Source organism: Hoyosella sp. YIM 151337, assembly GCF_026041215.1.
Classification (GTDB): domain Bacteria; phylum Actinomycetota; class Actinomycetes; order Mycobacteriales; family Mycobacteriaceae; genus Hoyosella.
Genome location: NZ_JAPEIQ010000039.1, coordinates 288283 through 314741, shown reverse-complemented (window position 1 = coordinate 314741; position 26459 = coordinate 288283). Strand labels below are relative to the sequence as shown.

Sequence of the window (26459 nt, the reverse complement as noted above, 5' to 3'; positions counted from 1 at the left end):
CACATCAGGAGGTTTCCAAGGTGCGCGTCCTCGGTATCAACGCGGTTTTCCACGATCCCTCAGCGGCGCTCGTTGTCGACGGCCGAATCGTCGCTGCTGCGGAAGAGGAACGCTTCAGCCGCCGTAAACACGGTAAGCGGCCAGTTCCTTTCGCTGCGTGGGAGTTACCGGAGCAGGCCGCCGCATGGTGTCTGCAGCAAGCGGGACTTTCGATCACTGACATCGATGCTGTCGCCTACTCGTACGATCCGGCGCGCGCCGACGATGACGGCCCGGCGACCGACCCCGTGTGGGAACATTTGCGAACCCACTTTGCGCAGCGTGCCCCCTATTTTCTGCGCTCTGTTTTCCCGGACTTCGACGTCTCCGCTTTTCAGCATGTTCGGCACCACGTCGCACACGCGGCATCGGCCGGACTGGCTGCCCCATTCGGTGACTGCGCGGTACTCGTCACCGATGGGCGCGGAGAAAGCACCTCGGCGCTGGCTGGCGAGTATCGGGACGGCAAGCTCGATGTCCTCTCCGAGGTGGCGCTGCCGCACTCGCTGGGCTTGTTCTACGAAGACGCGACCGAGCACCTTGGCTTCACCCGGTCGAGCGACGAGTACAAGGTCATGGCCCTCGCGTCATACGGCAGCCCCCGCTTCGCTCCTGAACTTCGCCTCCGCGTCCAGTATCTCGCCGATGGCACGTTCCAGACAGAACATGTCGATTTCGGCCATTTCCTGCCACGCCGCGCACGCGGCGACGAGTTCACAGCGAAACACGCGGACTTCGCAGCAAGCGTGCAACTGGTGACCGAAGAAGTGTTGTTGCGCATGTGTAAGTGGCTGCACCACCGCACCGGTGCCCGCAATCTCGCAATGGCGGGCGGTGTAGCACTCAACTGTGTTGCCAATACCCGTGTGCTCGATGAAAGCCCGTTCGACAACATCTGGGTTCAGCCTGCGGCCGGGGACGCGGGCACTGCCCTCGGCGCTGCCCTCGCGGTCGCGGCTGAGGGAGGCGACGCGATAGAGCCGATGCGGACTGCCGCTCTTGGGCGCGGGTTTACTGACGCCGAGATAGAAGCGGTGCTGCAACGCGCGAAAATCAGGTACGAGCGGCCTGATGACCTCGCTCATGCCGTCGCTGAATGCCTCGCCGACAACGCGATCGTCGGCTGGTTCCAGGGGCAGGCCGAGTTTGGCCCTCGCGCGCTCGGGCAGCGCTCGCTGCTCGCACATCCCGGCTACTCCGACAACCTCGAGCGTCTCAATGACGTGAAGGGCCGCGAACAGTTCCGGCCTATCGCGCCGATGGTGCTGGCTGACCGTGCCAGCAGAATCTTCTCCCGCGGCCCACTGCCGAGCCCGTACATGCTGTTCGTTCACGACGTAGATCCAGATTGGCGCCATCGTATTCCCGCGGTGACACACGTCGATGGGACCGCCCGAATCCAGACGGTGTCCGCGGCTGAGCACCCGGTGCTTGCGCGCACGCTCGAACAGTTCGAAGCCCTTACTGGACTGCCCACGGTGGTGAACACGAGTTTCAACACGGCAGGCCGACCGATCGTTGACAGCCCGAGAGACGCACTCGAGTGCTTCGGCGCGTCGCCAATCGACGTACTCGCGATCGGCCCGTTCTTGGTGCGGCGCCCATGAGCGCGTCGTACAGCATCGTGATCCCCACGATCGGCCGTGAAAGCCTGCTCACGTTGCTGCGCAGCATCAACGGCGCGGCGGGGCCACGTCCTTCACGCATAGTGGTGGTGTTTGATCGCGCCGATCCTGCGATGGAGCAGTCGGCGGCGCGGTTCGGTTGTGAAATCCGGCGAAGCGGCGGCCGTGGACCCGCAGCGGCCCGGAATGTGGGCTGGCAGGCGGTGCGCGGTACCTGCGACTGGGTGGTCTTCCTCGATGACGATGTTTCGGTGTCGCCCGAATGGTGCTTACACCTGAGCAAAGATCTCGCGGCGGCTCCGGCTCACTGCGGCGGGATTCAGGCGCGGCTTACGGTTCCGTTCCCTGCAGATCGCAAACCCACCGACAACGAGCGCCGCACGCTGGGCCTAGAGAACGCCAGGTGGATCACCGCTGACATGGCCTACCGCAGTGCGGTGCTCGAAGCCGTCCGCGGCTTCGACGAGGCGTTCCCACGCGCTTATCGTGAAGACGCCGATCTCGCGCTGCGGGTGGTCAGCGCTGGCTACAGCATCATTCGCGGTGACCGGCTGAGCGTGCACCCGGTTGCGCAGGCGGGCTTTTTCGCAAGCGTGCGAGCGCAGCGCGGTAACCGTGACGATGCGCTCATGCGGACCAAATTCGGTGACGCCTGGCGCCGCCGGTCAGGGGAACGTCCCTCCAGATTGCCGTACTACACCGCAATCACTGGGGCGCTCGTCACCGCGGTCGGCGGCGCTCTCGCGGGCAGACGCCGCGCGTTGACCACAGCATCCGCGCTCTGGCTCGCGCTGACCGCGCGGTTCACCCTTGAACGTGTGACGGCGGGGCCCCGCACGCTCCGAGAGTGGTGGCAGATGGTCGTCACCAGCGGGCTAATCCCGCCGGTTGCATGCATGCAGCGGTTGCGCGGCGAATGGGATGTGCGCACTGGGCGGGTGCGTTCCAGTGCTCTCGCGCCGCGGCCGCTCATCCAGGCGATCCTGTTCGATCGGGATGACACGCTGATCCGCGACGTGCCCTATCTCAATGACCCGGACGGCGTGACCCCGATGCCGGCGGCGCTTGAAGCAGTCGAGCGCGCCCGCCAGGCGGGGTTACGGGTTGGTGTCGTCTCTAATCAGTCCGGCGTCGCGCGCGGCCTGATCACCATCAGGCAACTCCTGGCCGTCAACGAGCGCGTCAATGCCGAATTTGGCCGCTTCGATACCTGGCAGATATGTGTGCATGGCGAGGACGACGGTTGCGGGTGCCGTAAGCCGTGCCCTGCGATGATCCGGAACGCGGCACGCGAGCTCGGGGTGCCGGTGGAAAGCTGCGTCATGATCGGGGACACCGGGGCGGACGTCGACGCTGCGCTGCGGGCCGGTGCCAGAGCGATCCTCGTACCAACACGACGGACGTTGCAACCCGAGATCGAGGCCGCGCAAGAACAGGCGCTCGTGGCGGAAGACCTCGGAATGGCCGTGTCCATGGCGATCCAGAGTGGTGCGCGATGAGTGGGAAGACGCTGATCTGCCGCCTCGACAACATGGGTGATGTCCTCCTTACCGGCCCCGCCGTTCGTGCGGTGGCCGCGAAAACGGGCCCAGTGACGTTCCTCGCTGGTCCCCAGGGAGCTGGTGCAGCCCGGTTACTTCCCGGCGTTGATCAGGTGCTAACGTGGGATGCGCCCTGGGTTGGTTTCCACCCGCCGCCCGTAGCGGCCAGTGATATCACCGCGATTGTTGGTGAGCTTGCTGCCGGTGCGTTCAGCCGGGCGCTGATTTTCACGTCGTTTCATCAATCGTCACTGCCGCTGGCGCTGCTCTTGCGGATGGCGGCGGTGCCGTGGATCGGCGCGCACAGCGACGACTACCCCGGGTCGCTGCTCGATTTGCGTCACCACAGTCCGCCCGCGATTCCCGAAGTGCAGCGCGCACTTTCGCTGGCCGCCGCAGCGGGATTCACGCTGCCCAGCAGTGATGCGGGAGAGCTTCGGATAACGAGGCCCGCCAGTCAGCAGGCGTTCACCGAATCCGGCGACTATCTCGTCGTGCATCCGGGAGCATCGGTGTCTGCGCGACGGCCTTCCGCCCAGTGGTACCGCACCGTCCTCGCAGCGCTGCGGGAGAGCGGCTACTCCGTGGTAGTTACGGGCGGACCTGGGGAGGCGGAGTTCGCTGCCGACGCAATAGGCAGCACGTTGGGCGTCCGGAACCTTGCTGGTAAGACATCGCTCGAATCACTCGCCGCGGTGCTCAGCCGGGCAGCAGCGGTCATCGTCCCAAACACCGGGCCCGCGCATCTTGCAGCGGCGGTAGGAGCGCCCGTCATCAGCTTGTTTGCACCGGTAGTGCCGGCCAGCCAATGGGCGCCGCCGGCTCACAAACTGGTCATCCTCGGTGATCAGTCGGCACCTTGCCGAAACAGTCGCGCACGGGTCTGCCCCATTCCTGGGCATCCCTGTCTGGATTCCATCCCTCCGGAGGACGTCTTGTCGGCCGTTGCGCGGCTGTACCGCACGACTCAGATTGGAGAACTCGTGCCATGACCGCACTCCCGAACAGCGTGCACGCTCATTTCGCTGATTTACAGAAGGCCCTCGACGCTACCGCCGCCCATGCGGACACGGTGGCCCGCTGGGCGGCCGAACTCGCGGCCATGTACGCCGCGGGCGGACGCTTGCTGACGTGCGGTAATGGCGGCAGTGCGGCGGAAGCGCAGCATCTCAGCGGCGAACTTGTGGGCCGGTTTCATTCCGAACGCGCACCGCTGTCCGCTATAGCGCTGCACGCCGACACGTCCGCCGGCACGGCGATTGTCAACGACTACGGCGAAGAGCAACTGTTTTCCCGGCAAGTGCGAGCGCACGCCCGCGAGGGTGACACTCTGATCGCACTCTCCACGAGCGGTACGAGCCGCAACGTACTCGCCGCTGCTAAGACAGCGCAGGAGGCTGGCGTCAAAGTCTGGGCGCTGACGGGACCGGCGCCGAATCCGCTGGCCACCATGGCCGATGATGCGATTCCCGTTGACGCCACATCCGTAGCAACCATCCAGGAGGTGCACTTAGCGCTGGTACACGTGCTGTGTGCGGCGCTGGACGAGCAATTGGGAGTGCCCGGATGAGCCAAGCACCGCTTGTAGTGCTCGGCGACGTGTTGCTCGACCGTGACATCAACGGTGTGAGCACCCGGCGTTGCCCCGACTCACCCTCCGCGCCCGCCATCGACGTGACGCAGCGGTCGGAACGTCCCGGTGGCGCGGGCCTGGCCGCGCTGATCGCCGCGCGTGCGGAGCACCGCGTCATCTTGGTTACCGCGATGAGTGACGATGATGAGGCACAACGGCTCCAGCAGCTGCTCGCCCCGCATGTGACACTGTGCCCACTGCCAGCGACCGGACGTACGACTACGAAAACCCGGGTGCAGGTCGAAGGCCGAACCGTCGCGAGAATGGACGACGGTGACTGTCGCGCTGATATCGCAGCGCCGTTTGGTCGCACAGTACTAGACGCTCTTGCGGGCGCCAGCGCGATTCTGGTTGCAGACTATGGCCGCGACGTGACGCGGCATCCCGCCCTGCGTGATGCCCTCACTGCCCTCGCCAGCTCGATCCCGATCGTATGGGATCCCCATCCCCGCGGTGCAACACCAATCCCGGGCTGCGCACTTGTCACCCCGAACCTCGCGGAAGCACGCACGTTCAGCGGCAGTGCCAGTGGCGCTGCTGAACACGCCACGGTCCTGCGACGGACATGGTGCGCCGCTGCGGTTGCGGTCACCGCATCCGATGAGGGCGCTTACGTCAATGACGGGCACCGCACCACGCATGTCAAAGCACCCCGCTGCGCCACGTTTACGGAAGGACTCGACGTGTGCGGAGCGGGAGATTGTTTTTCTGCCACCGCTGCCGCCCATCTGGCAGCAGGCGCTGACAGCGCGGGAGCAGTGACCGAAGCGGTGCACGCGGCGACGCAGTATGTTCTCCGGGGCGGCGCAAGCCGACTATCGGTGGACGTCACCGCGCGCAACCGGCCTTCGCGGGCTGGCCTCGATAGCGACCCATACGCGATTGTCCAAACATTGCGGGCGAACGGACGGCGAATCGTCGCCACCGGGGGCTGCTTCGATCTCCTCCACCGCGGACATCTCAGTTTGCTGCGTGCAGCCCGTGCACTCGGCGACGCGCTCGTTGTGTGTCTGAATTCCGACGCGTCGGTCCGGCGGCTAAAAGGCGCCACCCGCCCCGTCCTCAGCGAGGCTGATCGGGCACAAACACTGCGCGAACTCGCAACTGTCGACGCTGTGGTGATCTTCGACGAGGACGATCCCCGCGAGGTTCTGCAACAGCTCCGCCCCGACGTCTGGGTGAAGGGCGGAGATTATGAACCCATTGATCTCCCGGAGGCTGATGTGATTCGCCGCTATGGCGGCGACATCGTCATCGTTCCCACTGTCGGGGGCTACTCGACGACGTCGCTGCTTCGCCGCCTGCAGGCGGACGGCGCGCGACATTCGTCCTGAACGCAACGGAAGGAAGCGGTTGTGACCGAATCCATTACTCAACAGGGTCCAGAAGCAACGCAAGAAACGCTAGGTAATGTGCTCATCACCGGTGGGGCATCCGGCCTTGGGGCTGCTGTTGCCGAAGCGGTACGCGCGGCTGGCGGTACTCCGCTGGTGATCGACCAGGTCGCGCCCCATCCGGACATAGTCCATTTCATTCAGGCAGATATTGGGGACAGCGAAGCCGCGGAGTCCGCTGTGGACGCGCTCGCCGAACGCGCGGGTGGTATCGATGCGGTGTTCACCGCAGCGGGGGTGGATTCGTGTGGGCCACTGCACAAGGTTCCCCGCAAAGAATGGGAGCGGGTGATCCACGTCAACCTGCTGGGGACTGTGTCGGTGGTACGGGCGGCACTTCCGTATCTGGAACGGAACGCCGGCCGGGTGGTTACGTGCGCGTCCACACTGGGCTTGCGTGCGGTGAGCGACGCGACCGCCTACTGCGCCTCGAAGTTCGCTGTCGTGGGATTCACCCGCGCGCTCGCTGCGGAAACCGCCGGGCGGGTCGGTGTGACCCTGCTGGTCCCCGGTGGCATGGAGACCGCTTTCTTCGACGGCCGGGACGAGCAGTACAAGCCGCCGCCGGACGCGATGCTGAACAAACCTGCCGATGTTGCGAAGGCGGTGCTTTTCGCACTGCGCCAGCCGCCCGGCTGCGAGGTTCGGGAACTGCTGGTATGTAGTTCCACTGAGGGCTCATGGCCGTGACCGGTACCGCCGGCATTGCGGATGCCCGGCCTGTCGTGCTGGTGCTGCGCGCCCTCGGCCTCGGTGACCTCCTCACCGCGGTTCCCGCGCTGCGCGCGCTGCGGCGACAATACCGTTCGCACAAGATCATTTTGGCCTGCCCCGCACCGCTGCGGCCGCTGGCGTTACGCACTGGCGCGGTGGACGCTGTTATGCCGACTCCTGGGCTTGGCGGTCTCCGCTGGGCTGCGGAGCCTGTCGACGTCGCCGTCAATCTCCACGGCTCCGGTCCAGAAAGCCACCGCGACCTGTTACTTGCGGCACCACGCAAGGTCATCACGCATCACCACCCGGCCTTCCCCGAACTAGGTGGCGTGCCGTGGTGTGCGGGCCAGCATGAGGTGGTCCGGTGGTGCGGACTGCTGGCCGGATACGGCATTGATACTGACCCGCAGGATTTGTGCCTGCGGGCCCCGGCTCAGCGTTCACCGGCAGCGGACTGCGTACTCATCCACCCTGGCGCGGCAGCGGAAGCTCGGCGGTGGCCGGCGGGCCGCTTCGCTGAGGTTGTCCGCTGGCTCCATGGGCGCGGTGAACACGTCATCCTGACTGGCTCCGTGGCGGAGCGGTCGCGCGCACTGACGGTTGCGCACGCGGCAGGATTGCCCGAGAGCCGGGTCCTCGCTGGACGGACGCAGATGACGGGGCTCTGCACACTCGTAGCGGGCGCACGACTAGTCGTCTGTGGAGACACCGGAGTCTCGCATCTGGCGACCGCCTTCACGACACCGTCAGTCACGCTTTTTGGCCCAACCTCGCCCGCAGAGTGGGGCCCGCCCCGATTGCCCCGCCACCGCGTCCTCTGGGCCGGACGCCGCGGCGATCCCCACGGCGCGACCACTGACCCTGGGCTGCTCGCGATCTCAGTGACCGCCGTGATCGAGGCCGTCGAGAACCAGCTCGGACAGCGCCACACGATTGCCCGAGGTTTGGATATCGCCCTGACTGGGAACCCTTAAGCAGTCCGACGTTGTGGAGGAAGACCATGAAGGAACCCGAATACGCCGGCCGTGAGGAAGCATTCCACACCTCGGTGGGCCGTGGCATGGCCCGCCTGGCCTATTTACTCATCGGCTTCGCAGTCGTGGCGCTGCCACTTGGGCTTATCGCCGCTGCATCCGGCGAAACGACGCTGGCTGTGATCGCTGGTGTTTGTGTCGTTGTTTTCCTCGTCGCTGGTGGCATTTTGTGGCGCTGGCAGGCGAATCGCAAGCTTGCCACACATCCAGAAAAGACAAGTGACCGCCAAGTCTCAGCTGAAGGCAAAGGCCCGCTGGACATCTGAGCCCGCTGATTAGGCGTGGAAGCCCCTTTCGCAGCGGGGCTTCCACCGGTTAAGGCTGGCTTGCTTCCGCGTTAATCGCCTGGATACCCGGCGCTTCGCAACAGGCGTGCGAGATGCACCGCATTTCGCGTCATGTTGCCCAGCGTCCCGGCGACAGACTCCGGAATGGAACTGAGTTCCAGATAATCCGTGCCGCCCCGAGCCTCACCCACCCAGTAGACGCCGCCATACGCGGGAGTCGTGAAACCAAGGTCGTTCATCCCCTGGAACAGGTCGGATATCACTTTGTGTGCCCCGTCCTCGTTACCCACTACTCCCGCCAGGCCAATCTTGTCCCACATGATTGGACGACCATCGGTTTGAGTCTCAGACAGGTCAGCGTTCAGGCGTTCCAATACCCGTTGCGCCAGGCTCGAGGGGTGGCCGAGCCAGATTGGGGTGCAGATGGCAACAATGTCGGACTCCAGCACCTCCGCGCGGATCTCGGGCCATTCATCGCTGTCGTTGACCCTGTGTTCCACGCCAGGCGGAATTGAACGATCCGCAACTCTGATGCACTGGCCTGCTACGTCGTGTTCCTCCAACGCTTGCAGAATCTGCTCCGCGAGCAGCTGACTGCTCGACTCAGCTGGGCTGGGCTTCAGGGTGCATACGAGCGCGACGGCTTTCAACTGTGACACTGCGGCGGACCTCCTGAATCGGCTCTGATGGGCCAGGTACCCTCATCAGCTCTGAGTAATCCCGGTACCGCGTTCGGTGTGCGCGTTAGTCAAGTTCGACGGCCGCGACACTGGAGGGCTGCGCAACATTACTGGCGACGAATTCCTCAGCGACCGCCGAAACCTGCGTGTTCGTCTCTTGCGACAGTTTCACGAGCAGATTAAACGCTTCCGTGGCACTGATCTTGTACCGCTCCATGAGGATGCCTTTGGCCTGGCCGATGACGTCACGCGTGGCAAGCGCACTGCGAAACTGTTTGTCTCGTCGGGCGGTCCCGAGCGCAATCGCCGCGTGCGTCGCCAGGATGAGCCCGATTTCCTCCGAGTCATCGCTGAATACATCTGGCTCGTCCGAGTGCACGTTGAGCGCGCCAAGCAGCTGATTCTGCGTGAACAGCTGAAAGCACAGGGACGAGCGAACGGGTGTCTCCCTCATGGCCGTAGCGGTGAATATAGGCCAGCGCTCCTCAACCGAATAGTCATCACAGCGAATCATGTGTTGCTTCCAGGCAGAAGACAGGCACGGGCCCTCGCCGTGGCGCCGCTGTATCGCATCGAGCAGACTAGCGTCGCCGTCGGTGGGGGCCATCGATTGGATTTCACGACGGCCGGTGATCAGGGTGATTCCGACGTGGTCTGCGCCCGGCACCAATCGCAGCGCAGCCTCCGTTGTTTGTGCGAGCACCGCATCCAAATCGGCGCTTGACCCCCCGTGCATATCGCGCGCCAGATCAGCAAGCCGCAAATGTATATCGCGCGAATCAGACATGTCCTGGTCCACGTCTCCACCATACCCGCCCCACTGCACGACAATATCGCGTCGCGAGCTTGCGGTGCTCAGTCTCCTGTCGGCCGACGCAGCTCCAGATACTGGGAGATGTTCTCCGGCGCGACAATCACTAGCTCGATCTCGCGGGCTCGTGCGTCGGCGGCAATGCTCGCGATCTCTTCGATCGCCGCCACTCCGCAGAAGTCCAGTGACGACAGGTCAAGAGTCATGGCCACACCGAAATCGAGTAAGCGGCGCAACTGCACACCCAGCTCTTGTCTGGACGCCGCATCGAGGTCGCCACGCAGCTCGATCACATACAGAGATGTGCCGCGCGCAGTCTTAGCGGGCTGCACCCCGTCCGTTGGGTAAATCGTCAAACTCCACGCTGAACCCCAGCGACGCGCGGGCGAGACCATGTCGAGCTCCTAAACAGCTAGCAGAGAAGCCCACGATGCGCACCGGAACCTGTCGCATACTGCTGTCAGGTTAGGTCTCTCCGCCGCGCGCTGGCGCTTCTACTCCATACGGGCTGCTGGCTCAACCCCCAGCAAGAAATTATGCCAGCGGCGCCCATCCTGGCAAACCGGCTGCTCGGCACGGTTTAATCTTGCGGCCAGCGGGGAATGTTCTCTCCCATGAATGACCGCACTGCCGCCCTGCGTGGCATCGTCGAGGATGGTGCTCCTGATCGATTCAACGTCGCCCCCGCGCGCCTGCCCAGGGCCCGCGGACCCGTGACCAGCGGTCTGCTCGACGTGTTCGCGCGCGGCAACATCCACCGCAGCGACAATGACTTGCGGTCGCTCGCTGACCAGGCAATGTCGTCCGACCCCTTCGGCGACGATGTACAGCTAGCGCTGACTATCTGCTACGAACTCCATTATCGCGGCTTCGCTGAGCTTGATCAGCGCTGGGAGTGGTATCCGGAACTGCTATGGCTCCGCGCCGCGCTCGAAGAGCGGTTCGTCACCTCACTGCGTACGCGCATCCCGCAGCGCGACCCCGTCGATACGCTTGAGGATCTGTGCACGACTCCTGACACCGACGCCGAAGGCGTGCCACAGCATCTGCGTGACCAGGGAACCTGGGACCAGCTGCGCGAGTTCTTCATCCACCGCTCGATTTACCACCTCAAGGAAGCGGACCCCCACGCCTTTGTGATTCCGCGACTGACCGGGCAAGTGAAGGCAGCGCTTGTCGCTGTCGAGTTCGACGAGTATGGCGGGGGCAGAGCCGCGCGTATGCACTCGCAGCTGTACCGTGACCTGATGGATGCAGCGGGGCTCAATCCCCGTTACCTCGCCTACCTCGACGCAGTACCTGCGGAGACGCTCGCCACCGTGAACCTTATGTCGCTGTGCGGCCTGCATCGAGCGCACCGCGGTGCCCTGGTGGGAATGTTCGCGGCAGCTGAGATCACTACCGGCCCGTCCGCGAAAGTGATGGTCGATGCGCTCTCTAGGCTAGAAGCCCCTGAGGCATGCGTTGAGTTTTATCGCGAGCACATCGAGGCTGACGCCGTGCACGAACAACTCATGCGCAAGGACGTCGTCGGCGCGCTGCTTCGTTTCGAGCCGGAACTCACCGAGGACGTGAGCTTCGGGATCCACGCCAGCGAATACCTCGAAGACCGCTTCGCATCCAGATTGCTGCAGCACTGGCACCGTGGCTCGTCGAGCCTGCTGTCGGTGGCCTCCTGACGAGGCGCACACCGCTCAGTCTGCGTTATCCGCGCTGTTGCTCCGCCTGGCCCGGGCTTTGCGCCGGTGGCTGGTGTCGCACAGCGGATAAATCCGGCTGCGTTTACAGAGACACAGCGCCACCAGTACGCGATCTGATTCCACGATCCGTCCGTCTGGGAGCTCGATTCGCACTGGCCCTGGCACGAGCAGCGGTCCATCGTCGGTGTAGCGAAGGTGGCATACGGCGTCAGAGTTTGTCGGCACGGATCACCACTAACTCTTCGAGGTCCTGGCCGGGCTCGATGTAACCGGCCGCGGCGAGTTGCTGCGCGCGGCTCCGCATGACCGGACCGAACGGGATGTGCTCTCGCGCAACGACACGCGGAGCGAAGCCGGACCCACTCAGCGCGAGGAGTGACTGTGCCGTGTCGCTGATGGCCGAATGCACCATGAGCAGTGATCCACCAGAGGCCACCAATCGCGGTGCCGCCGCGCACAACTCGTCGATCACTGCGCGCCCGTCTGCCCCCGCGTCCCATTTCGCGCACGGTCGCGACCCATCGCTGCCGAACCACGGCACGTAAGGCGGGTTCGCGAGCACGACGCTTGCCGGGCTGATGCCGTCCATGCGTGCGAAGTCTCCTCGCCGGACGCGCACGGGCGCCCGCAACATGCCAGCATTCACGCGAGCGGATACCACTGCACGCCAGGAGAGATCGACGGCAGTCACCGCATGCACCCCGCTGCGGGCGGCAATTAGCGATAGATACCCAGTCCCGCAGCATAATTCGAGGACGGATCCCCGACCTGCGAGACCACTGCGCAGGTACTCGCGGGCGAGCATCACACTGTCCTCCTGCGGCCGGTAAACACCCGGCAGCCGGAATACTCGCGGCCGCACCGGCAGGCCGGGCGGCTCCGGTACGGCAGCAGCGTTCTCACGCGCAATATCTAGGGTCACGCTGGCACCTCCGCATAGTCGCCCGAGCTGGGACGGTGGACTGTGCGCGGAGTACCCCTCGCGGTCTCGGGGAAACCCCCTACACAAGATCACGTGGAATTCGCGAATCCCAATTCTTCGAAAACACCCGCCGGTCACCCTGCGTGCTATCGAATTCCCAGGCGTCTAGCTGGGCCGTCAGCCAGAAGTCTGCTGCGGTCGATGTCATCACGGTCCGAGTGTTGACCTCGATTTTCCACGTGCCCCGGGAGATCCGCCGGACAGTTTGCGTCTCGCCCCGCACCGACTCCACGTCGTTGTGCGTGAAGCTGAACCACTCGGTAGTCGCGCGCCGAACCACGGTGTCAGTTTCATCGATGCGGAACTCGCCCTGATCGTTGACGATTTCGAGAGTAGATTGACCGGAGGCGAGGTCGCGGATGAGTTTCCAGTGATGCTCGGGGGGTTCGAGCCGTGTGATCTCAAGTTCCGGCGCTGCCGCCGGTGGCCCAAACTGGCGCAGCGTCTCATCACGCGGCGATGGCGGCCGTACTGGCAAAGTGAGTTCACTTGTCGCTGGCTCGATCGACAGCGTCGCGGACTCAGGTGATGGCCAGGCGAGCGGCCAATACGAACTCGAGATCGCCAGCCGAATCTTATGTCCGGCAGGAAAGGTCTGGGCCACACCATTCAACGGCACTTCGACGTGGTACAAGCGTCCCGGTTCCAGCGGCTGCGGGGCGGCACTACCGTCTCGGTGCGTGAGATTGAGCAGACCGTAGGTTACCCGCGTGGCCTCCCCACTCGGCGCCACATCCGACAAGCGCACCGCCACCATTGCGACGGGCTTGTCTGAGCACACGGAGAGGCGCAGCTTCGGCAGCCCGAGGATTTCCACCTGTTCTGTGAGCACTCCCGTTTCGTAGACCAGCGCTCCGCCGTCTTCCTCACGCTGGTCGGACGGCAAATCGGGGGGTGCCGAGTATGAGGCCCATTTGCCGGCGAACATACCCACGCTGAGCGGAGACTTCACGTGGTGGCGCGCAACATGGGCGCGGCGGCCAGCCGATTCGGTGCAGCCGTCCATACCGAGTAGTGCGCCGTCGCTCAGTTCGAACCGTGCCGTGGTGATGCGATCAGCGGGCCATGCGTCCTCAGCCACCCAGCGACCGGGGCGTTCCTCGTACGCGGAGCGCGGGGGAACAGCTTCTTGCATCCACACTCGCATCGCGGGCTCTTTGTCGAGGCCGTTGTCGATGCCTTTCAGCCAAAAATCCCACCAGCGGACGACCTCATCGAGAAAACCGATCGCCGGTCCGGGCACGCCCGTGTGGGGATACTTATGTCCCCACGGTCCGATCAGCGCCTTACAGGGCACCTCGAGGTGCTCCAGAAGACGAAAAATAGCGTTGGTGTATCCATCAGCCCAGCCACCAACCGCGAATACCGGACAGGTGATGGCACCGTAGTCTTCGTTGACGGACGCGCGGCGCCAGTAGTCGTCGCGGTGCTGATGGCGCAACCACGTGTCGATCCATAAACCGCTGTCTTCCAAACGTTCCCGCCACATGTCACGCCAACGGTCCCCAACTATCGCCGGGTCGGGGGGCAGGCTGTTGAACGCGAACATCACCGTCGCTTCGGACAGGTTGTCGGAAAGGAGGCAGCCGCCCATATAGTGCATGTTGTCGACGTACAGATCTTCCGTGGCGGATGCGCTGATGATGGCTTTCAGTTCGGGAGGCTGTTTCGACGCGACCTGAAGGCTGTTGAAACCGCCCCATGAGATGCCCATCATCCCCACATTGCCGTCGCACCAGGGCTGTTTCGCGATCCACGCGATCGCGTCGATCGCGTCGTTGTGCTCGGTCTCCAGGTACTCGTCCTGGAGAACACCGTCAGAGTCACCGCCGCCGCGCAAGTCAACCCGAACGCATGCGTACCCATGTCCAGCGATGTAAGGGTGATTCAGCGCGTCACGCGCGCGGGTCACATCGCGCTTACGGTACGGGATGTACTCGAGGACAGCGGGGACCGGGTTGTCCCCGGCGTCGATGGGTTTCCAGATCCGCGCCGCGAGATGCGCGCCATCGCGCACCGGAATGAACTCATTCTCCGTCGATTCGATCGCGTACGGGAAATTCGTGATGGTCTCCATCCGTCTTCTCCTCCGCGTCTGGGCGCTTGATTTCGAAGAGCAACTGTGACCGGCACGCCTCATAGACGCGTTTGAGTTGCTCCGGACCGTCCGCGGCGATGTTCAACTTCGCCAGCCTCGACCGATACGCATCCTGGTGGGCTATTGCGGACAATTCCTGGCCTTGCTCCACTTCCAGATCCACCGATGTCCCGGGAAGCGTCTCAGCGACCGCGTAGATCTCCCCGGACGTCGGAACTTTGGTGACAACTCCCTTCGCAGTCGTTGTCAGGTAGCAATGCGCCGCAACACCAAACTTGCCCTGCCTGTACGGGAACTCAGGGACACGGCCTTGCGCGACATCGAGAGCAACAAGGTGATTGGGCGCGCCATCAACGTTGATGAACATTTCGGTGTGCGACTGGGAAATGCGCGTGTTGAACTCGACAACGCGCAGCAAGTCACGCTCCTCATCCCAGATGAACTCCGCATTGAAGCAGCCGTCCATGTACTCGATGTGCAAAAGGAACTTCTTCGCGGCCGCGATGGCCCGTTCCTGTACGTCTCGAGGGATGCGGGTAGCGGGATAGATAAAGGAATCGATCGCATGCGAGTCCGCTTCGATCGTCATATCGATCACGCCGTGCACGCCGATTTCGCCTTGCACCGCCCATCCCTCGATCGCGAACTCGATGCCGGTGAGAAGCTCCTCAGCGATACACTTGCGCGCGGATGCCTCATGGATCGAATCTGGCAGCCTCACTTGGTCGAGAACCACCGCGAAAGCATCTCCGATGTCAGAGATGCTTTCCTTGACGGCTTCCAGCGCGGCACGCAATTCGTCACGATCGCCGACACGGAAGCCCATCTGAGAGGAATGCGACTTCACCGGCTTGAGCCAGAACGGGTAGCTAATCTGCGCCTTCTCCGCGGCTTCGGCATCGAAAGGATCGATGAGCTCAAATTCAGGGGCGCACGCGGGCACACTGTCGCGCTGCTGCGCGCGGCTCCAGTACTTGTGCTCGCACTTAAGGACACTCTCAAGAGTGGGCGCCCGCAAGTTCAGATCAGCCGCGAGGATCGGTGCGAGCACGCTCGTCGGAAAGTCCCAGTGCGGGATGATCGCGTCGATCCTGCCGTCAAATGCGGCAATCTCCTCGCGCGCGGCGTCGAGCAGCCGGCCGAAGTCTATCTCCTCGACCGCAACAAGCCGCTCGTAATCAAGCAATGGCCGAAACTGCACATCGCGCGTCTGCTCCACCTGCTGGAGCAGACGGTGCTGTTTCTCTGTCATTCCCGGTACCAGCACAGTAAAGGACATGTTGCGCCTCTCCGTGTCGCACGCGACTACCGGCATCCGGGATTCTGTGGCGTTCACCGGACTTACGCAGCCGCACAGTTACTGATGAGGCGTGACTACCCGGACGAGCCACCGGCAAACACTGAGTGCGCCCACCTGTGCACGACGCGGTCAGAGCTCTCCGTCGACCCGCCCGCGCAGCTGGGTGAGCGTTTTCGCGAGCAACCGAGAGACGTGCATTTGCGAAATATTGAGATGCTCAGCAATTTGCGCTTGCGTCTTGTTTCCGAAAAACCGCATGACAATGATGGTGCGTTCACGGGCGGGAAGGGAGTCAAGGGCGGCACGCAAAGCTTCGTGATTCTCGAACTGTTCAAACTGGATATCTGGTTCTCCCACGACATCCATGAGCGGCTGCGAATCTTCACCATGCCCGCGCGCCGCGTCGACAGACTGCGCACTGAACGCACTGCCCGCCAAACGGCCCTGATCGAGCTGAGCAACCGTTATGCCAAGCTCGGCGGCGAGTTCTTCGGACGTGGGTTCCCGCCCGAGGCGCTGGGTCAGATGCGCGGTGCTGTCGCCGATCGCGAGATGCACCTCTTGCAGCCTGCGCGGCACTCGGACAGCCCAGCGCGTGTCCCGAAAATGCCGCCGTACCTCGCCCATGATGGTAGGTACCGCGAACGCCAGAAAGTCGTCGCCCACTTCAGGGTTGAACCGGTCGATCGCGTGAATCAAGCCAACCATCGCGACTTGGCGAAGGTCGTCGAGTGACTCGCCGCGGCCAGCGAACCGCCGAGAGATGTGCTCGGAGAGCGGCATACATTGCTGAATAATCTGGTGCCGCAACTCTTCCGCCTCGTCACGGCTGTCACCGAGTTTTCGAAGCTTGGCAATGAGATGGGGTACTTCTTTGTAATTGGGCTCATCCACCGGTGGTGGTCGCCTTCCGCTTCGCGATGCGTACCACGGTCTTGTATGAGTGCGCCCCAGAATCGGCCGCGGGAACGACCGGAACCTCGTCCCAGCTCAAATCGTCCGCCAGCGTTTTGACGATATGCCAGCGGAAATTCGTCGATTTCGGCAGCTGTCCAACCGCGTCGTGCGCGCGTAGCTCAATATGGAGGTACTCACCGTTTTCGGTGAATTCGCACTCCACGTCAGCGCCTTTTTCCGATATTTCTATGAGCGTCGCGGCGATTTCATCAACCGCGAGACGCAAATCATCGGTCGCGTCGAAATCGAAGCCGGCCGCGGTCGACACCAACTCCGCTACCCCGCGAAAAATATGCAGGTACTCCAAGTCCGCCCGAACAGCGACTCGAACCGACGCTCCACGTTGAGCATCGTTACTATCTGCTGCAGTCACTATCTCCCCCAACCAGGGTTGTTTCGAGCATGCCCGCTATTGAGCCTACATTGCGCATTCAACTATACCCGCCGAGCGGGGCACGGCCCCGGCTCCGGCTTATCGACGATCTTGGTCGGGGTACCCCAGCGCGCCGCTGTTAACCCGGCCATGCCGAGAACATTGCGCCCACCAGCCGACAGGATCCACCTGCACCACCATGCGGCGCCCGCATTGGCCGCAGAACCTCGGCGGTTCGAGACCTAACTGGGCCGCGGTCGGCATTTCCGCACCTTCAGCGAGGAGCTTTCCCGTGTAGAGATTGTACGTTTGGGTCTCCCCCAGCGGGCCGCCGTCCCGCTGGGGGACTTCCCGCGAGCCGCGGGACCGGTCCGGTACCTTTGCGCTAACCACGCCCCCGCTCCTAGATGGTGGCGTTGAGCGCCTTGATCGGCATTTCCAGCTCGCCGAGCAAATCGATGTCCGACTCCGCTGGGCGCCCAAGGGTGGTCAGGTAGTTGCCCACGATAACGGCGTTGATGCCGCCGAGCATGCCCTGCTTAGCTCCAAGATCCCCCAGTGTAATTTCCCGCCCGCCGGCGAAACGCAGGATCGTGCGCGGCAGCGCCAAGCGGAAAGCGGCGATGGACTTCAGCGCCTCAGTCGGCGAAAGTACCTCGAGGTCACTGAATGGCGTACCCGGCCGCGGGTTGAGGAAGTTCAGGGGAACCTCGTCGGGCTCCAGCACCGCGAGCTGGGCGGCGAACTCAGCGCGCTGTTCGAGGCTCTCTCCCATGCCCAGGATTCCGCCACAGCAGACCTCCATGCCCGCCTCGCGAACCATCCGAAGGGTGTCCCATCGCTCCTCCCAGCTGTGCGTCGTCACGACGTTCGGGAAATGCGACTTGGCGGTCTCGAGGTTGTGGTTGTAACGATGTACACCCATGTCCGCGAGTTCGTCAACTTGTTCCTGCGTGAGCATGCCGAGCGAACACGCAATGTGGATTTCGACCTCGTTGCGGATCGCCTCGATGCCCGCTTTGACCTGCGACATGAGCCGCGCATCCGGACCGCGCACAGCAGCGACGATGCAGAATTCCGTCGCGCCGGTTTTCGCGGTCTGCTTGGCGGCCTCAACCAGGCTGGGAATGTCGATCCACGCGGACCGCACTGGTGACTGGAATAGGCCGGACTGGGAGCAGAAGTGACAATCCTCCGGACAGCCGCCTGTTTTCAGGCTGATGATGCCCTCGACCTCGACCTCGGGTCCGCACCACCTCATCCGCACGTCGTGTGCGAGCTGCAGTAGTTCTTCAAGCCGCTCTTCCGGCAGCTGCAGCACTTCAAGTACCTGAGCTTCACCGAGCGGTTCGCCACGCTCAAGCACCTGCTCACGGGCAACGGCGAGAATGTCAGTTGTACTGATCTGAGCAGACTGTACGGGTGCTTGAGTCACTAAGATCTCTCCTCGTATTTCTTGCGCAACGCTAGTCAGTGTGCCTTACCGGCAGTCTTCATTGTGAACTGGGCTCCCGATTCAATAACGGAAGCCGCTCTGCGAATCCGGGCGTGAACCATGACCGGGCTTGGGCCGCGAACGAGGTATGCGTCAACTGCCCGCAGCCCTGAGGCAGGACGCCCACCAATGGGCTCCTGGCTACGCGGGGAAGGTCATCGAGATTGCACCGCATCGCGAGGTCAGGTTCGGATGGGTAGGCACCGACCACAATTCCAGTGCAGCGCACGCCGCTGCGTTCCAGTGCCTCGACAGTGAGTGCTGTGTGGTTCAGTGTACCGAGAGCGGCCGCGACGACAACTAGTACGCCCGCATCGACGGCCGCCGCGACGTCCCGCAGCGTAAAACCATCGGCGCCGAGTTCAACAAGCACGCCTCCGGCGCCTTCGATGATCACCAGATCGCAGGCAGCATCGAGCCTGCGTATCTCCGTGACCACGCTGTCGATCGTCAACAACGGCTGTTCGCTGCGCCGCGCCGCTGTCAGCGGCGCGAGCGGCTCGGGATAACGAGCGAGTTCACTGACTTCAACTGGCCCCGCCAGTCGCCGCACATCGGCCAGGTCACCTGGTTCTCCAGCGCCGATACCGGTCTGTGCGGGCTTGCACACCGCCACTCGCAAGCCCGCGGACTGGGCGAGCACCACCAGCGCGGCAGTGACGACGGTCTTACCAACACCGGTGGAGGTGCCTGTTACCGCGAGAACAGCCATTTACGCCTCCCCTGCTACACGGCGCAGCACATCTGACACGAACTCCAGTTCCTGTGCGGTGAGATCAGCTCGCGCGGTCAGCCGCAGGCGCGACGTCCCGGGCGGGACAGAGGGTGGCCGGAAGCAGCCTACGCGCACCCCCGCCGCTAAACACCGCTGAGCCGCCGCGACCGCGGTCTCCGCGGCACCGAGAACGACGGACACGACAGCTGACTCCGGCACCTCAGCGACATCCGCAGCCTGCGCAAGGACCGCGGCATGGGTGAGCACCGCCTTGGCCCGCTCAGGCTCACTGCGCAGCACCTGCAGCGCTGCCCGGGCGGCACCGACCGCTGCCGGGCTGAGACCGGTGTCGAAAATGAAGGTACGAGCGCTGTTTATCAGATGCTCCCGAATCCGGTCATCCGCGATAACGGCCCCGCCCTGACTGGCCAGCGCCTTCGACAGCGTCATCGTCACGACGATGTCAGGTTCCCCGGCGAGGCCCACCTCATGCACGAGACCGCGTCCGCCCGCACCCCGAACACCAATACCGTGCGCCTCGTCAACCACGAGCACCGCATCGTTTTCCCGGCACACCGCGTGCAGTCCGCGCAACGGAGCGAGATCGCCATCCGCACTGAAGACGGAATCCGTCACTACCAGAGCGTGCTCTTCGTCGCGTTCTTCGAGCGCTGAGCGCACCGACGTCACGTCACAATGCTGCGCAATGACAACGCGACCCCGGGCAAGTCTGCACGCATCGACCAGCGATGCATGACTCGCCGCATCCGACACGATCAAGGTGTCTGAGTCACTGAGGGCAGTGACCGCGGCGATGTTCGCCATGTATCCGGAAGAGAACACAAGCGCACTCGGGAATGCTGTGAAGTCCGCCAGCTCGCTTTCAAGCTGTCCATGTTCTTCCGTGGTTCCCGTAACCAGCCGCGAGCCCGTCGCGCCTGCCCCCCATCGGCGCAGCGCTGACTCAGCACCAGTGATTACGTCAGGGTGCCGGGACAAGCCAAGGTAATCGTTCGATGCCAGGTCGACGTAGGTGTCCCCCGTGCGCCGCACAAAAAGGTCCCGGTGCAGTCCAGCGGACCTGCGCCGCTCGGCCGCACCATCGAGCCACGCGAATGGATCAGGTCCCGTCAACGCGTCACCCCCGGCACCGATACCTCAGCGACTGCGACCATCGCATCCGCGATGTGGGCGGCATCAGCACGTGAGCAGATGAACGGCGGCATCGCGTAGATGAGGTTACGGAACGGCCGCAGCCACACGCCGTGGCTCACAGCAGTGTCTGTGGCACGCTGCATCGGCACGGGTGCTGCTAACTCAATGACCCCAATCGCGCCCTTAACCCGCACCTCACGCACTCCTGGGAGCGCCTCGGCGGGAGCGAGGCGCTCCCGCAGCACCGCCTCAATACCGGAGACTTCGGCGCGCCAGTCACGCGACACCAGCAGTTCGATTGATGCCTCAGCGATCGCGCAGGCAAGCGGATTCGCCATGAACGTCGGTCCGTGCATCAGTCCACCCGCCTCACCAGCGGTGATTGTCTCCGCGACCCCCTCGGTGCAGAGCACCGCAGCGAGGGTGAGATATCCACCGGTGAGAGCTTTGCCGAGACACAACACGTCCGGACTCACACCGGCGTGATCAGCGGCAAACATCTCGCCAGTGCGGCCGAAGCCCGTGGCAATCTCGTCAAAGATCAGCAACACGTCGTTCTCGTCGCACAGTCGGCGAAGCTCAGCCAGATACCGCGCGTCATGAAAGCGCATCCCGCCAGCCCCCTGAACAATGGGTTCGACGATCACCGCTGCGAGTTCATCGGCGTGTTCCCTCATGAGACCCGCAAGTGTCTCGACGTACGCCGGGTCATACGCCGCGGGCGGCTTGGGCGCGAAGACTTGTTGCGCGAGGATGTCCGTCCACAGGGTGTGCATGCCACCGTCCGGGTCGCACACACTCATCGGCGTAAACGTGTCACCGTGATAGCCGCCGCGCCACGTCAGCAACCGGTGCTTTTCCCGGCGCCCCCGGCTGCGCCAATACTGCAGGCACATCTTCACCGCGACTTCCACGGAGACAGACCCGGAGTCAGCGAAGAACACCTTCTGCAGAGGGTCCGGAGTCATCTGGACGAGGGTGCGCGCTAGCCGCACAGCCGGCTCGTGAGTAAGCCCGCCGAACATCACATGAGACATTCGCGCGAGCTGCTGCTTCGCTGCTCCGTCGAGCACGGGGTGCCGGTAGCCGTGGATAGCCGCCCACCAGGAACTCATCCCATCGACGAGCTCGATGCCGCCGCTCAAGCGCAGCCTGACGCCCGACGCGCTCTCGACTACCAGCGGCGCGGTGGAGGGCGGGAACGCTCCGTACGGGTGCCACACATGCTTCGCATCCAGCGCAGCAATGTCTGGCTCGTTCAGTTCTTGCGACACCACGACAACCGACACTATCCGGTGCCCGCACCAGACTACGAATGCGGTCCCGGATCTGCGTTCGTCGACCGGCCGGGGTTAGAACCGACAGTGTCAGGCGCGTGATCGCAACTCGGCAAGCTCGTGAACCGAAAGTGTGTGAGACAGCCCAAACGCCCGGAACAACTCGAGGTCGAAGAAGACAGCCGCGTGCCGGATTCCCTGCGCACTGACGTCGAGAACCTGCAGCTGGAACGCTTCCCACAGTCCGCCCCCGCTCCAGATGTACACGCCAAAGCCAGGCTGGCCGTTGCCCGAAATCGGCACAACCGCTAGCTCCCCAGGCCCTGCCGGGCACTGCGTGTCGATTAGCGCGCCAATATCCGCTGGCCCCCGATACCAGCCGATGAACGGTGGCATTTCCCACACAGCATCGCTGGTGAACAACTGGACGATCTCCGGAATGTTTTTGCTTTCAAGCGCACTGGCGAACCTGTCGAGCAACACCCGCTTGTCCGATTCCGCAGGCTCCGTGATGTCGTCCTCGCGTGGCGAGATCTTGTCGAGCTGCGCCCGCGCCCGCTGCAAGCTGCTGTTGACCGAGGCGGTGCTCGCACCGAGCGCGTCAGCGATCTCGCTGGACTGCCACTGCAGTACCTCTTTCATCAGAAGGGCTGCGCGCTGCCGGGGCGGCAGGTGCTGCAGCGCGGCGATCAGCGCAAGCCGAACGCTTGACCTGCCTGTGGTTACCGCCGCCGGGTCGTCGTCGCGCGGCATCCATGCGTCGGGAATCGGTTCGAGCCAGGGGATCTCGTGGCGTTGTTCGAGTGTGCCTCGTGGATCACTCGGTTCCTGCCCGAGCCCTGACGGCATGGCCCGGCGGCCGCGTACCTCGATAGCGGTGAGACACACGTTCGTCGCGATGCGGTATAGCCAAGTCCGCACCGAAGAGCGGCCCTCGAAATCGCTGAAGGCGCGCCACGCGCGAAGATACGTCTCTTGAACGGCATCATCCGCGTCGTGCGCCGACCCCAGCATGCGATAGCAGTGCGCCATGATCTCCGGGCGCAGCGGTGCAAACAGAGTGCCGAAGTCGTCTTCCGACGGCTGGCGAACACCATGCGAAGCCCGATCCGGTATGACGTTGGTCATGTTCTGACCCTACGCCCAGCAACGCCGACACGCGCGGCAGAGCAGCGAAAACCGAAGGTTGCGCGCGACATTAACGAAACGATCACATACCCTTTATCGGTACGACGGAAATTTTGATGATTCCTTTACTTCACGACAAGCGGCTATAGTCCCCAATTCGTATGGCGAATAAGAGCTCGAGTCCCGATTCACACCTGGAATCGGCGGAAATTCCGGAAAGCGCGCCGCCCCGCAGCGCAGCGCGCCGACCGCCCCGCGCGCCGTACCGCTACGACCTTGACGGCCTGCGCGGGCTCGCGATCGCGCTCGTTGTCATCTATCACGTATGGGCGCTCGGCATTTCCGGGGGCGTTGACGTCTTCCTCACGCTGTCCGGGTTCTTTTTCGTCGGTATGCTGCTGCGTAACGCGCGCTACGGGTCCGATCTCTCGCCATGGCCCATGCTCAAGCGCCTCGCACGGCGGCTCCTCCCCGCGCTCGTCACCATTCTCACTGGTGTCGGAATTGCCGGTTTCTTCCTGCTGCCCACCACCCAGTGGGCCACGGTCACCGGACAAATCGTCGCCAGCCTTTTCTATTTCCAGAACTGGCAACTCGCACGTACCGCGGGCGACTACCTTGCCGCCGACCCCACGACGAGTCCGCTACAGCATCTGTGGTCAATGTCGGTACAAGGCCAGTTCTTTATCGCGACGCTGGCCCTTGTGTACGTCACGGCATGGCTGACGCGCCGCACACTAGGGAAACGGCCCGACGCCGGCACCTGGGCGGCGCGAGCTGCGATTACGGTGCTCGTCGCATGTGCGGCGGCTTCGTTCGTGTACGCCGCCATCGCAATTCAGAACGATCCTGCCACTGCCTACTACGACTCGTTCGCCCGTGGATGGGAACTTCTGGCCGGCGGGCTCGCGGCGGCGTTCCTGCCGCTGCTGCGCATCCCGGCAGCCCTTCGTCCACTGCTCGCAGTAACAGGACTGGGCGCAATCCTGCTGTGCGGCATCCTCGTCGACGGACGTCTTTTCCCGGGTCCGTGGGCGCTCGTTCCTGTGCTCGCCACACTCGCTGTCATCTTCGCTGGCGCGCCTGGGCCCACCAGTGGGGACGCGAACCCAACAATGGTGCTGCGCTTTCTGGCGCTGCCGCCGCTGGTTTGGCTTGGCTCCCTCGCGTACTCCTTTTACCTCTGGCACTGGCCGGTCCTTATCTTCTATCTGGCGGCCACCGGGTCGCCCACCGTTTCGATCGTCGAAGGCATTGGCGTTGTCGCTGCATCGCTGCTATTCGCGTGGCTGACGCTGAAGTTCGTCGAGATTCCCCTGCGCTATTCACACAAGAATCCTGCCCCGGCGGCGTCCCGAGCGCGGTGGCGGCACCGTTCAACGTACCCTGCACTGGCACTGGCGCTTGCGGCGCTGAGCCTCCTTGTCGCGGCCGCAGGCTGGCGCATTTACCTCAACGACCGGACCGACCGACTCGGAGAGGCGCTGGATCCTGCCGCATATCCCGGCGCCACGGAACTCACTGAGGGAGCGCGTGCCGTGCCACGACCGGTCCGTCCAGCACCACTGGACGCCTGGCACGACCATCCGCCGACTGCTTTCGATGGCTGCATCGCCGACAACGACACAACTGATCTGCTCAGTTGTGAATACGGTGATGTAACCGCCGATCGCACCATCGTCCTCGCTGGCGGTTCCCACGCAGAGCAATGGATCACGGCGCTGCACGAAATCGGGCTGGCCGAAGGATTCAGGGTCGTCACCTACCTGAAAATGGCGTGCCCGCTGTCGAGCAATCCAGAGCCCACCCACTTTGACGGCTTCCCCTACCCGCAATGCTGGGAGTGGAACCAGCAAGTGCTCGCTGCGGTTATTGACGCACAGCCGGACTACCTTATGACAACAAGCACTCGCCCATTACACGGCTCCCCCGGCGATTTTCTGCCAGACCATTACCGGGAGGCTTTCGAGCACCTGTCGGACAACGGAATCAGTGTGCTCGGTTTGCGCGACTCACCGTGGCTGCCTCACTTCCCAGAGCCCGCGGACTGCCTCGCATCCGGTGGCAGCCCCGAAGACTGCGGCATCACCCGTTCTGAAGTACTCAGCCCGACCAATCCTGCTGACACTCTCGAGGACGAGATCCCAGGGTTTCGCTCCCTGGACCTCAGCGATGCAATTTGCGATGTCGATACGTGCCGGGCCGCCCAGGGAAACATCCTGGTCTACCGAGATTTCAATCACCTCAGCGCAACGTACGTGCGGACGACGGTGCCTGAGTTGCGCCGACAGCTCGGCGCAGCCACCGGCTGGTGGGGTGAGTGACCCGCTACGGATGACCGCCGTTCACCGGTTCCGCCGGCGAACGGCGCTAGACCCGAATACAGTGAGGACATGCCGGGTCGCGTGCGCATGCTCCCCCTGCTCGTACTCCTCGTCGTCGCACTAAGTGTTCCACCGGCGGCGTCCGCTGCGACGCTGCCGGGCTCCCTGATCTCTGTCTCGCCGTTGCCTGCACAGTTGTGGCTACCTGGAACCGCGCGCGCCCACCACGTGCACTATTGGTCCACCGGTCTGCGTGATGAACCTGTTCCGGTCACGGGAGCGATCTTCGTTCCCGAAGGAAACCCGCCACCCGGCGGATGGCCGATCCTCTCCTGGGCGCACGGCACAGTCGGACTGGGAGATGACTGCGCGCCGTCGACTGCGGGGCGCTCCGCCCGTGACATCGAATATCTGGCGCATTGGCTCAGTCAAGGCTACGTAATCGTCGCCAGTGATTATCTGGGCCTGGGAGCGCCCGGCCTCCACCCCTACCTCATAGGGGAGCCGACCGCGTACAGCGTTATCGACATGGTGCGCGCCGCCGTCGCTGCAGATCCCGCGCTGTCACGAAAGTGGGCCGTGATCGGCCAGTCCCAGGGCGGACACGCGACCCTCTTCACGACCCGGCTTGCGCCCAGTTACGCTCCGGATCTCGATTTTCGGGGTGGAGTCGGCACGGGCGTTCCGTCCCATCTGGAGTACCTCATCTCGGCCACAGGCCCTTGGCTGCCGGATATCGGTCAGCCCGGCCTGACAGTCTTCGTCTCGTACATCATCGCGAGCTTGCGTGCCGCATATCCCGAAGCGCACATCGACTCGTACTTGTCGCCGCTGGGCCGCAGCGTAATCGCGGATGCCGAGCACCTCTGTTATTGGGAACAGCACGCTAGAGTGCGCGGGATCGGTATCGGATCACTGTTCTCGCGCCAGCTCACCGATGCACCGTTCTTCACAGCAATCCGAGACGCGATGGAAGTCCCGGTATCCGGATACGAAAGACCTTTCTTCATCGCACAGGGAGGGGTGGACGTGGTGGTCTGGGCGCCGTTAACGGAACTGCTGGCTGCACAACTGCGCGCGACAGGCCAGCCCGCGGCCGTCCGTTACTACCCCAATGACAATCACGACAGCACGATGGCCGCGTCACTCGGAGATACCACCCCTTTCCTGGCGCGCCTGATGCGGTAACGCTTGTTC

26 protein-coding genes are annotated in these 26459 nt (G+C 63.7%); 11 read left to right on the top strand and 15 right to left on the bottom strand.

The features are described 5' to 3' along the window. Positions 1-20 precede the first annotated feature (20 nt). Genes ONR57_RS19595 through ONR57_RS19560 form a run of 8 tightly spaced genes read left to right on the top strand, consistent with a single transcriptional unit; the run spans position 21 to position 8246 of the window. Positions 21-1646: a carbamoyltransferase C-terminal domain-containing protein gene (locus tag ONR57_RS19595; protein WP_265125334.1), complete on the top strand. Its 1626-nt coding sequence runs from the start codon at positions 21-23 to the stop codon at positions 1644-1646. Beyond that, on the top strand, positions 1643-3163 hold the full coding sequence (locus tag ONR57_RS19590) for an HAD-IIIA family hydrolase (RefSeq protein WP_265125332.1): 1521 nt from the start codon (positions 1643-1645) through the stop codon (positions 3161-3163). The genes ONR57_RS19595 and ONR57_RS19590 overlap by 4 nt, the downstream gene beginning before the upstream one ends. Further along, entirely contained in the window at positions 3160-4197 is a 1038-nt protein-coding gene (locus ONR57_RS19585) for a glycosyltransferase family 9 protein (protein WP_265125330.1), read from the top strand. Before ONR57_RS19590 ends, ONR57_RS19585 begins: the two co-directional genes overlap by 4 nt. Next, a complete protein-coding gene (locus ONR57_RS19580; RefSeq protein ID WP_265125328.1) occupies positions 4194-4775 on the top strand; it encodes an SIS domain-containing protein in 582 nt (193 codons plus the stop codon). The genes ONR57_RS19585 and ONR57_RS19580 overlap by 4 nt, the downstream gene beginning before the upstream one ends. Continuing rightward, positions 4772-6172 (top strand): D-glycero-beta-D-manno-heptose 1-phosphate adenylyltransferase, encoded by a 1401-nt coding sequence (gene rfaE2, locus ONR57_RS19575; RefSeq protein WP_265125326.1) that lies wholly within the window; start codon positions 4772-4774, stop codon positions 6170-6172. Before ONR57_RS19580 ends, rfaE2 begins: the two co-directional genes overlap by 4 nt. Before the next feature lie 21 nt (positions 6173-6193). Further along, entirely contained in the window at positions 6194-6922 is a 729-nt protein-coding gene (locus ONR57_RS19570) for an SDR family oxidoreductase (protein WP_265125324.1), read from the top strand. After that, a complete protein-coding gene (locus tag ONR57_RS19565; RefSeq protein WP_265125322.1) occupies positions 6913-7920 on the top strand; it encodes a glycosyltransferase family 9 protein in 1008 nt (335 codons plus the stop codon). The genes ONR57_RS19570 and ONR57_RS19565 overlap by 10 nt, the downstream gene beginning before the upstream one ends. A gap of 26 nt (positions 7921-7946) precedes the next feature. Then, positions 7947-8246 carry a hypothetical protein gene (locus tag ONR57_RS19560; RefSeq protein WP_265125320.1) on the top strand — a complete coding sequence of 100 codons (300 nt, stop codon included), beginning with the start codon at positions 7947-7949 and terminating at the stop codon, positions 8244-8246. 71 nt (positions 8247-8317) lie between these two features. Here ONR57_RS19560 and ONR57_RS19555 read toward each other — a convergent pair whose 3' ends face one another. From ONR57_RS19555 to ONR57_RS19545, 3 genes are all read right to left on the bottom strand, one after another. Beyond that, positions 8318-8926: an NAD(P)H-dependent oxidoreductase gene (locus ONR57_RS19555; protein WP_265125318.1), complete on the bottom strand. Its 609-nt coding sequence runs from the start codon at positions 8924-8926 to the stop codon at positions 8318-8320. An 85-nt stretch (positions 8927-9011) separates the two neighbouring features. Beyond that, positions 9012-9734, bottom strand: coding sequence for a GAF and ANTAR domain-containing protein (locus ONR57_RS19550; protein WP_265125316.1), 723 nt, complete (start codon positions 9732-9734; stop codon positions 9012-9014). 68 nt (positions 9735-9802) lie between these two features. After that, positions 9803-10153, bottom strand: coding sequence for an STAS domain-containing protein (locus ONR57_RS19545; protein WP_265125314.1), 351 nt, complete (start codon positions 10151-10153; stop codon positions 9803-9805). A gap of 219 nt (positions 10154-10372) precedes the next feature. Here ONR57_RS19545 and ONR57_RS19540 point away from each other — a divergent pair, with 219 nt between their 5' ends. Then, positions 10373-11437 (top strand): iron-containing redox enzyme family protein, encoded by a 1065-nt coding sequence (locus ONR57_RS19540; RefSeq protein ID WP_265125312.1) that lies wholly within the window; start codon positions 10373-10375, stop codon positions 11435-11437. Between the two features lie 15 nt (positions 11438-11452). Here ONR57_RS19540 and ONR57_RS23540 read toward each other — a convergent pair whose 3' ends face one another. From ONR57_RS23540 to ONR57_RS19480, 12 genes are all read right to left on the bottom strand, one after another. Continuing rightward, on the bottom strand, positions 11453-11581 hold the full coding sequence (locus ONR57_RS23540) for a CDGSH iron-sulfur domain-containing protein (RefSeq protein WP_374116500.1): 129 nt from the start codon (positions 11579-11581) through the stop codon (positions 11453-11455). An 85-nt stretch (positions 11582-11666) separates the two neighbouring features. Then, complete coding sequence (locus tag ONR57_RS19530) at positions 11667-12380, bottom strand: methyltransferase (RefSeq protein WP_265125307.1); 714 nt, start codon at positions 12378-12380, stop codon at positions 11667-11669. 79 nt (positions 12381-12459) lie between these two features. After that, the gene (locus ONR57_RS19525) at positions 12460-14517 is read right to left on the bottom strand and encodes a CocE/NonD family hydrolase (protein WP_265125305.1); all 2058 of its coding nucleotides are present in this window, start codon (positions 14515-14517) and stop codon (positions 12460-12462) included. Beyond that, positions 14468-15817, bottom strand: coding sequence for an acetyl-CoA carboxylase biotin carboxylase subunit family protein (locus tag ONR57_RS19520; protein WP_265125303.1), 1350 nt, complete (start codon positions 15815-15817; stop codon positions 14468-14470). Before ONR57_RS19520 ends, ONR57_RS19525 begins: the two co-directional genes overlap by 50 nt. A 150-nt stretch (positions 15818-15967) precedes the next feature. Beyond that, positions 15968-16732, bottom strand: coding sequence for a SigB/SigF/SigG family RNA polymerase sigma factor (locus ONR57_RS19515; protein ID WP_265125301.1), 765 nt, complete (start codon positions 16730-16732; stop codon positions 15968-15970). Next, the gene (locus tag ONR57_RS19510; RefSeq protein WP_265125299.1) at positions 16725-17168 is read right to left on the bottom strand and encodes an ATP-binding protein; all 444 of its coding nucleotides are present in this window, start codon (positions 17166-17168) and stop codon (positions 16725-16727) included. The genes ONR57_RS19515 and ONR57_RS19510 overlap by 8 nt, the downstream gene beginning before the upstream one ends. A gap of 99 nt (positions 17169-17267) precedes the next feature. Beyond that, complete coding sequence (locus ONR57_RS19505; RefSeq protein ID WP_265125515.1) at positions 17268-17492, bottom strand: hypothetical protein; 225 nt, start codon at positions 17490-17492, stop codon at positions 17268-17270. A 79-nt stretch (positions 17493-17571) separates the two neighbouring features. Further along, on the bottom strand, positions 17572-18603 hold the full coding sequence (bioB, locus tag ONR57_RS19500) for a biotin synthase BioB (RefSeq protein ID WP_265125297.1): 1032 nt from the start codon (positions 18601-18603) through the stop codon (positions 17572-17574). 58 nt (positions 18604-18661) lie between these two features. Further along, positions 18662-19375, bottom strand: a complete 714-nt coding sequence (bioD, locus tag ONR57_RS19495; RefSeq protein ID WP_265125295.1) for a dethiobiotin synthase — start codon at positions 19373-19375, stop codon at positions 18662-18664. After that, positions 19376-20512, bottom strand: coding sequence for an 8-amino-7-oxononanoate synthase (locus ONR57_RS19490; RefSeq protein WP_265125293.1), 1137 nt, complete (start codon positions 20510-20512; stop codon positions 19376-19378). Then, positions 20509-21810, bottom strand: a complete 1302-nt coding sequence (locus ONR57_RS19485; protein WP_265125291.1) for an adenosylmethionine--8-amino-7-oxononanoate transaminase — start codon at positions 21808-21810, stop codon at positions 20509-20511. The genes ONR57_RS19490 and ONR57_RS19485 overlap by 4 nt, the downstream gene beginning before the upstream one ends. Positions 21811-21900: 90 nt before the next feature. Continuing rightward, positions 21901-22938, bottom strand: a complete 1038-nt coding sequence (locus ONR57_RS19480; protein ID WP_265125289.1) for a sigma-70 family RNA polymerase sigma factor — start codon at positions 22936-22938, stop codon at positions 21901-21903. Between the two features lie 161 nt (positions 22939-23099). Here ONR57_RS19480 and ONR57_RS19475 point away from each other — a divergent pair, with 161 nt between their 5' ends. Together ONR57_RS19475 and ONR57_RS19470 are read left to right on the top strand one after the other, a co-directional pair. Further along, on the top strand, positions 23100-25262 hold the full coding sequence (locus ONR57_RS19475; RefSeq protein WP_265125287.1) for an acyltransferase family protein: 2163 nt from the start codon (positions 23100-23102) through the stop codon (positions 25260-25262). Between the two features lie 69 nt (positions 25263-25331). After that, on the top strand, positions 25332-26450 hold the full coding sequence (locus tag ONR57_RS19470) for a lipase family protein (RefSeq protein WP_265125285.1): 1119 nt from the start codon (positions 25332-25334) through the stop codon (positions 26448-26450). Positions 26451-26459 lie beyond the last annotated feature (9 nt).

What these genes read in the sequence shown, in the direction of transcription:
- ONR57_RS19470 (WP_265125285.1), top strand. Translation starts at nt 25,332, where the DNA reads ATGCCGGGTCGCGTGCGCATGCTCCCCCTGCTCGTACTCCTCGTCGTC.
- ONR57_RS19540 (WP_265125312.1), top strand. Translation starts at nt 10,373, where the DNA reads ATGAATGACCGCACTGCCGCCCTGCGTGGCATCGTCGAGGATGGTGCT.
- ONR57_RS19580 (WP_265125328.1), top strand. Translation starts at nt 4,194, where the DNA reads ATGACCGCACTCCCGAACAGCGTGCACGCTCATTTCGCTGATTTACAG.
- ONR57_RS19585 (WP_265125330.1), top strand. Translation starts at nt 3,160, where the DNA reads ATGAGTGGGAAGACGCTGATCTGCCGCCTCGACAACATGGGTGATGTC.
- ONR57_RS19545 (WP_265125314.1), bottom strand. Translation starts at nt 10,153, where the DNA reads ATGGTCTCGCCCGCGCGTCGCTGGGGTTCAGCGTGGAGTTTGACGATT.
- ONR57_RS19480 (WP_265125289.1), bottom strand. Translation starts at nt 22,938, where the DNA reads ATGACCAACGTCATACCGGATCGGGCTTCGCATGGTGTTCGCCAGCCG.
- ONR57_RS19565 (WP_265125322.1), top strand. Translation starts at nt 6,913, where the DNA reads ATGGCCGTGACCGGTACCGCCGGCATTGCGGATGCCCGGCCTGTCGTG.
- ONR57_RS19550 (WP_265125316.1), bottom strand. Translation starts at nt 9,734, where the DNA reads ATGTCTGATTCGCGCGATATACATTTGCGGCTTGCTGATCTGGCGCGC.
- ONR57_RS19525 (WP_265125305.1), bottom strand. Translation starts at nt 14,517, where the DNA reads ATGGAGACCATCACGAATTTCCCGTACGCGATCGAATCGACGGAGAAT.
- rfaE2 (WP_265125326.1), top strand. Translation starts at nt 4,772, where the DNA reads ATGAGCCAAGCACCGCTTGTAGTGCTCGGCGACGTGTTGCTCGACCGT.
- ONR57_RS19520 (WP_265125303.1), bottom strand. Translation starts at nt 15,817, where the DNA reads ATGTCCTTTACTGTGCTGGTACCGGGAATGACAGAGAAACAGCACCGT.
- ONR57_RS19475 (WP_265125287.1), top strand. Translation starts at nt 23,100, where the DNA reads ATGGCGAATAAGAGCTCGAGTCCCGATTCACACCTGGAATCGGCGGAA.
- ONR57_RS19590 (WP_265125332.1), top strand. Translation starts at nt 1,643, where the DNA reads ATGAGCGCGTCGTACAGCATCGTGATCCCCACGATCGGCCGTGAAAGC.
- ONR57_RS19560 (WP_265125320.1), top strand. Translation starts at nt 7,947, where the DNA reads ATGAAGGAACCCGAATACGCCGGCCGTGAGGAAGCATTCCACACCTCG.
- bioD (WP_265125295.1), bottom strand. Translation starts at nt 19,375, where the DNA reads ATGGCTGTTCTCGCGGTAACAGGCACCTCCACCGGTGTTGGTAAGACC.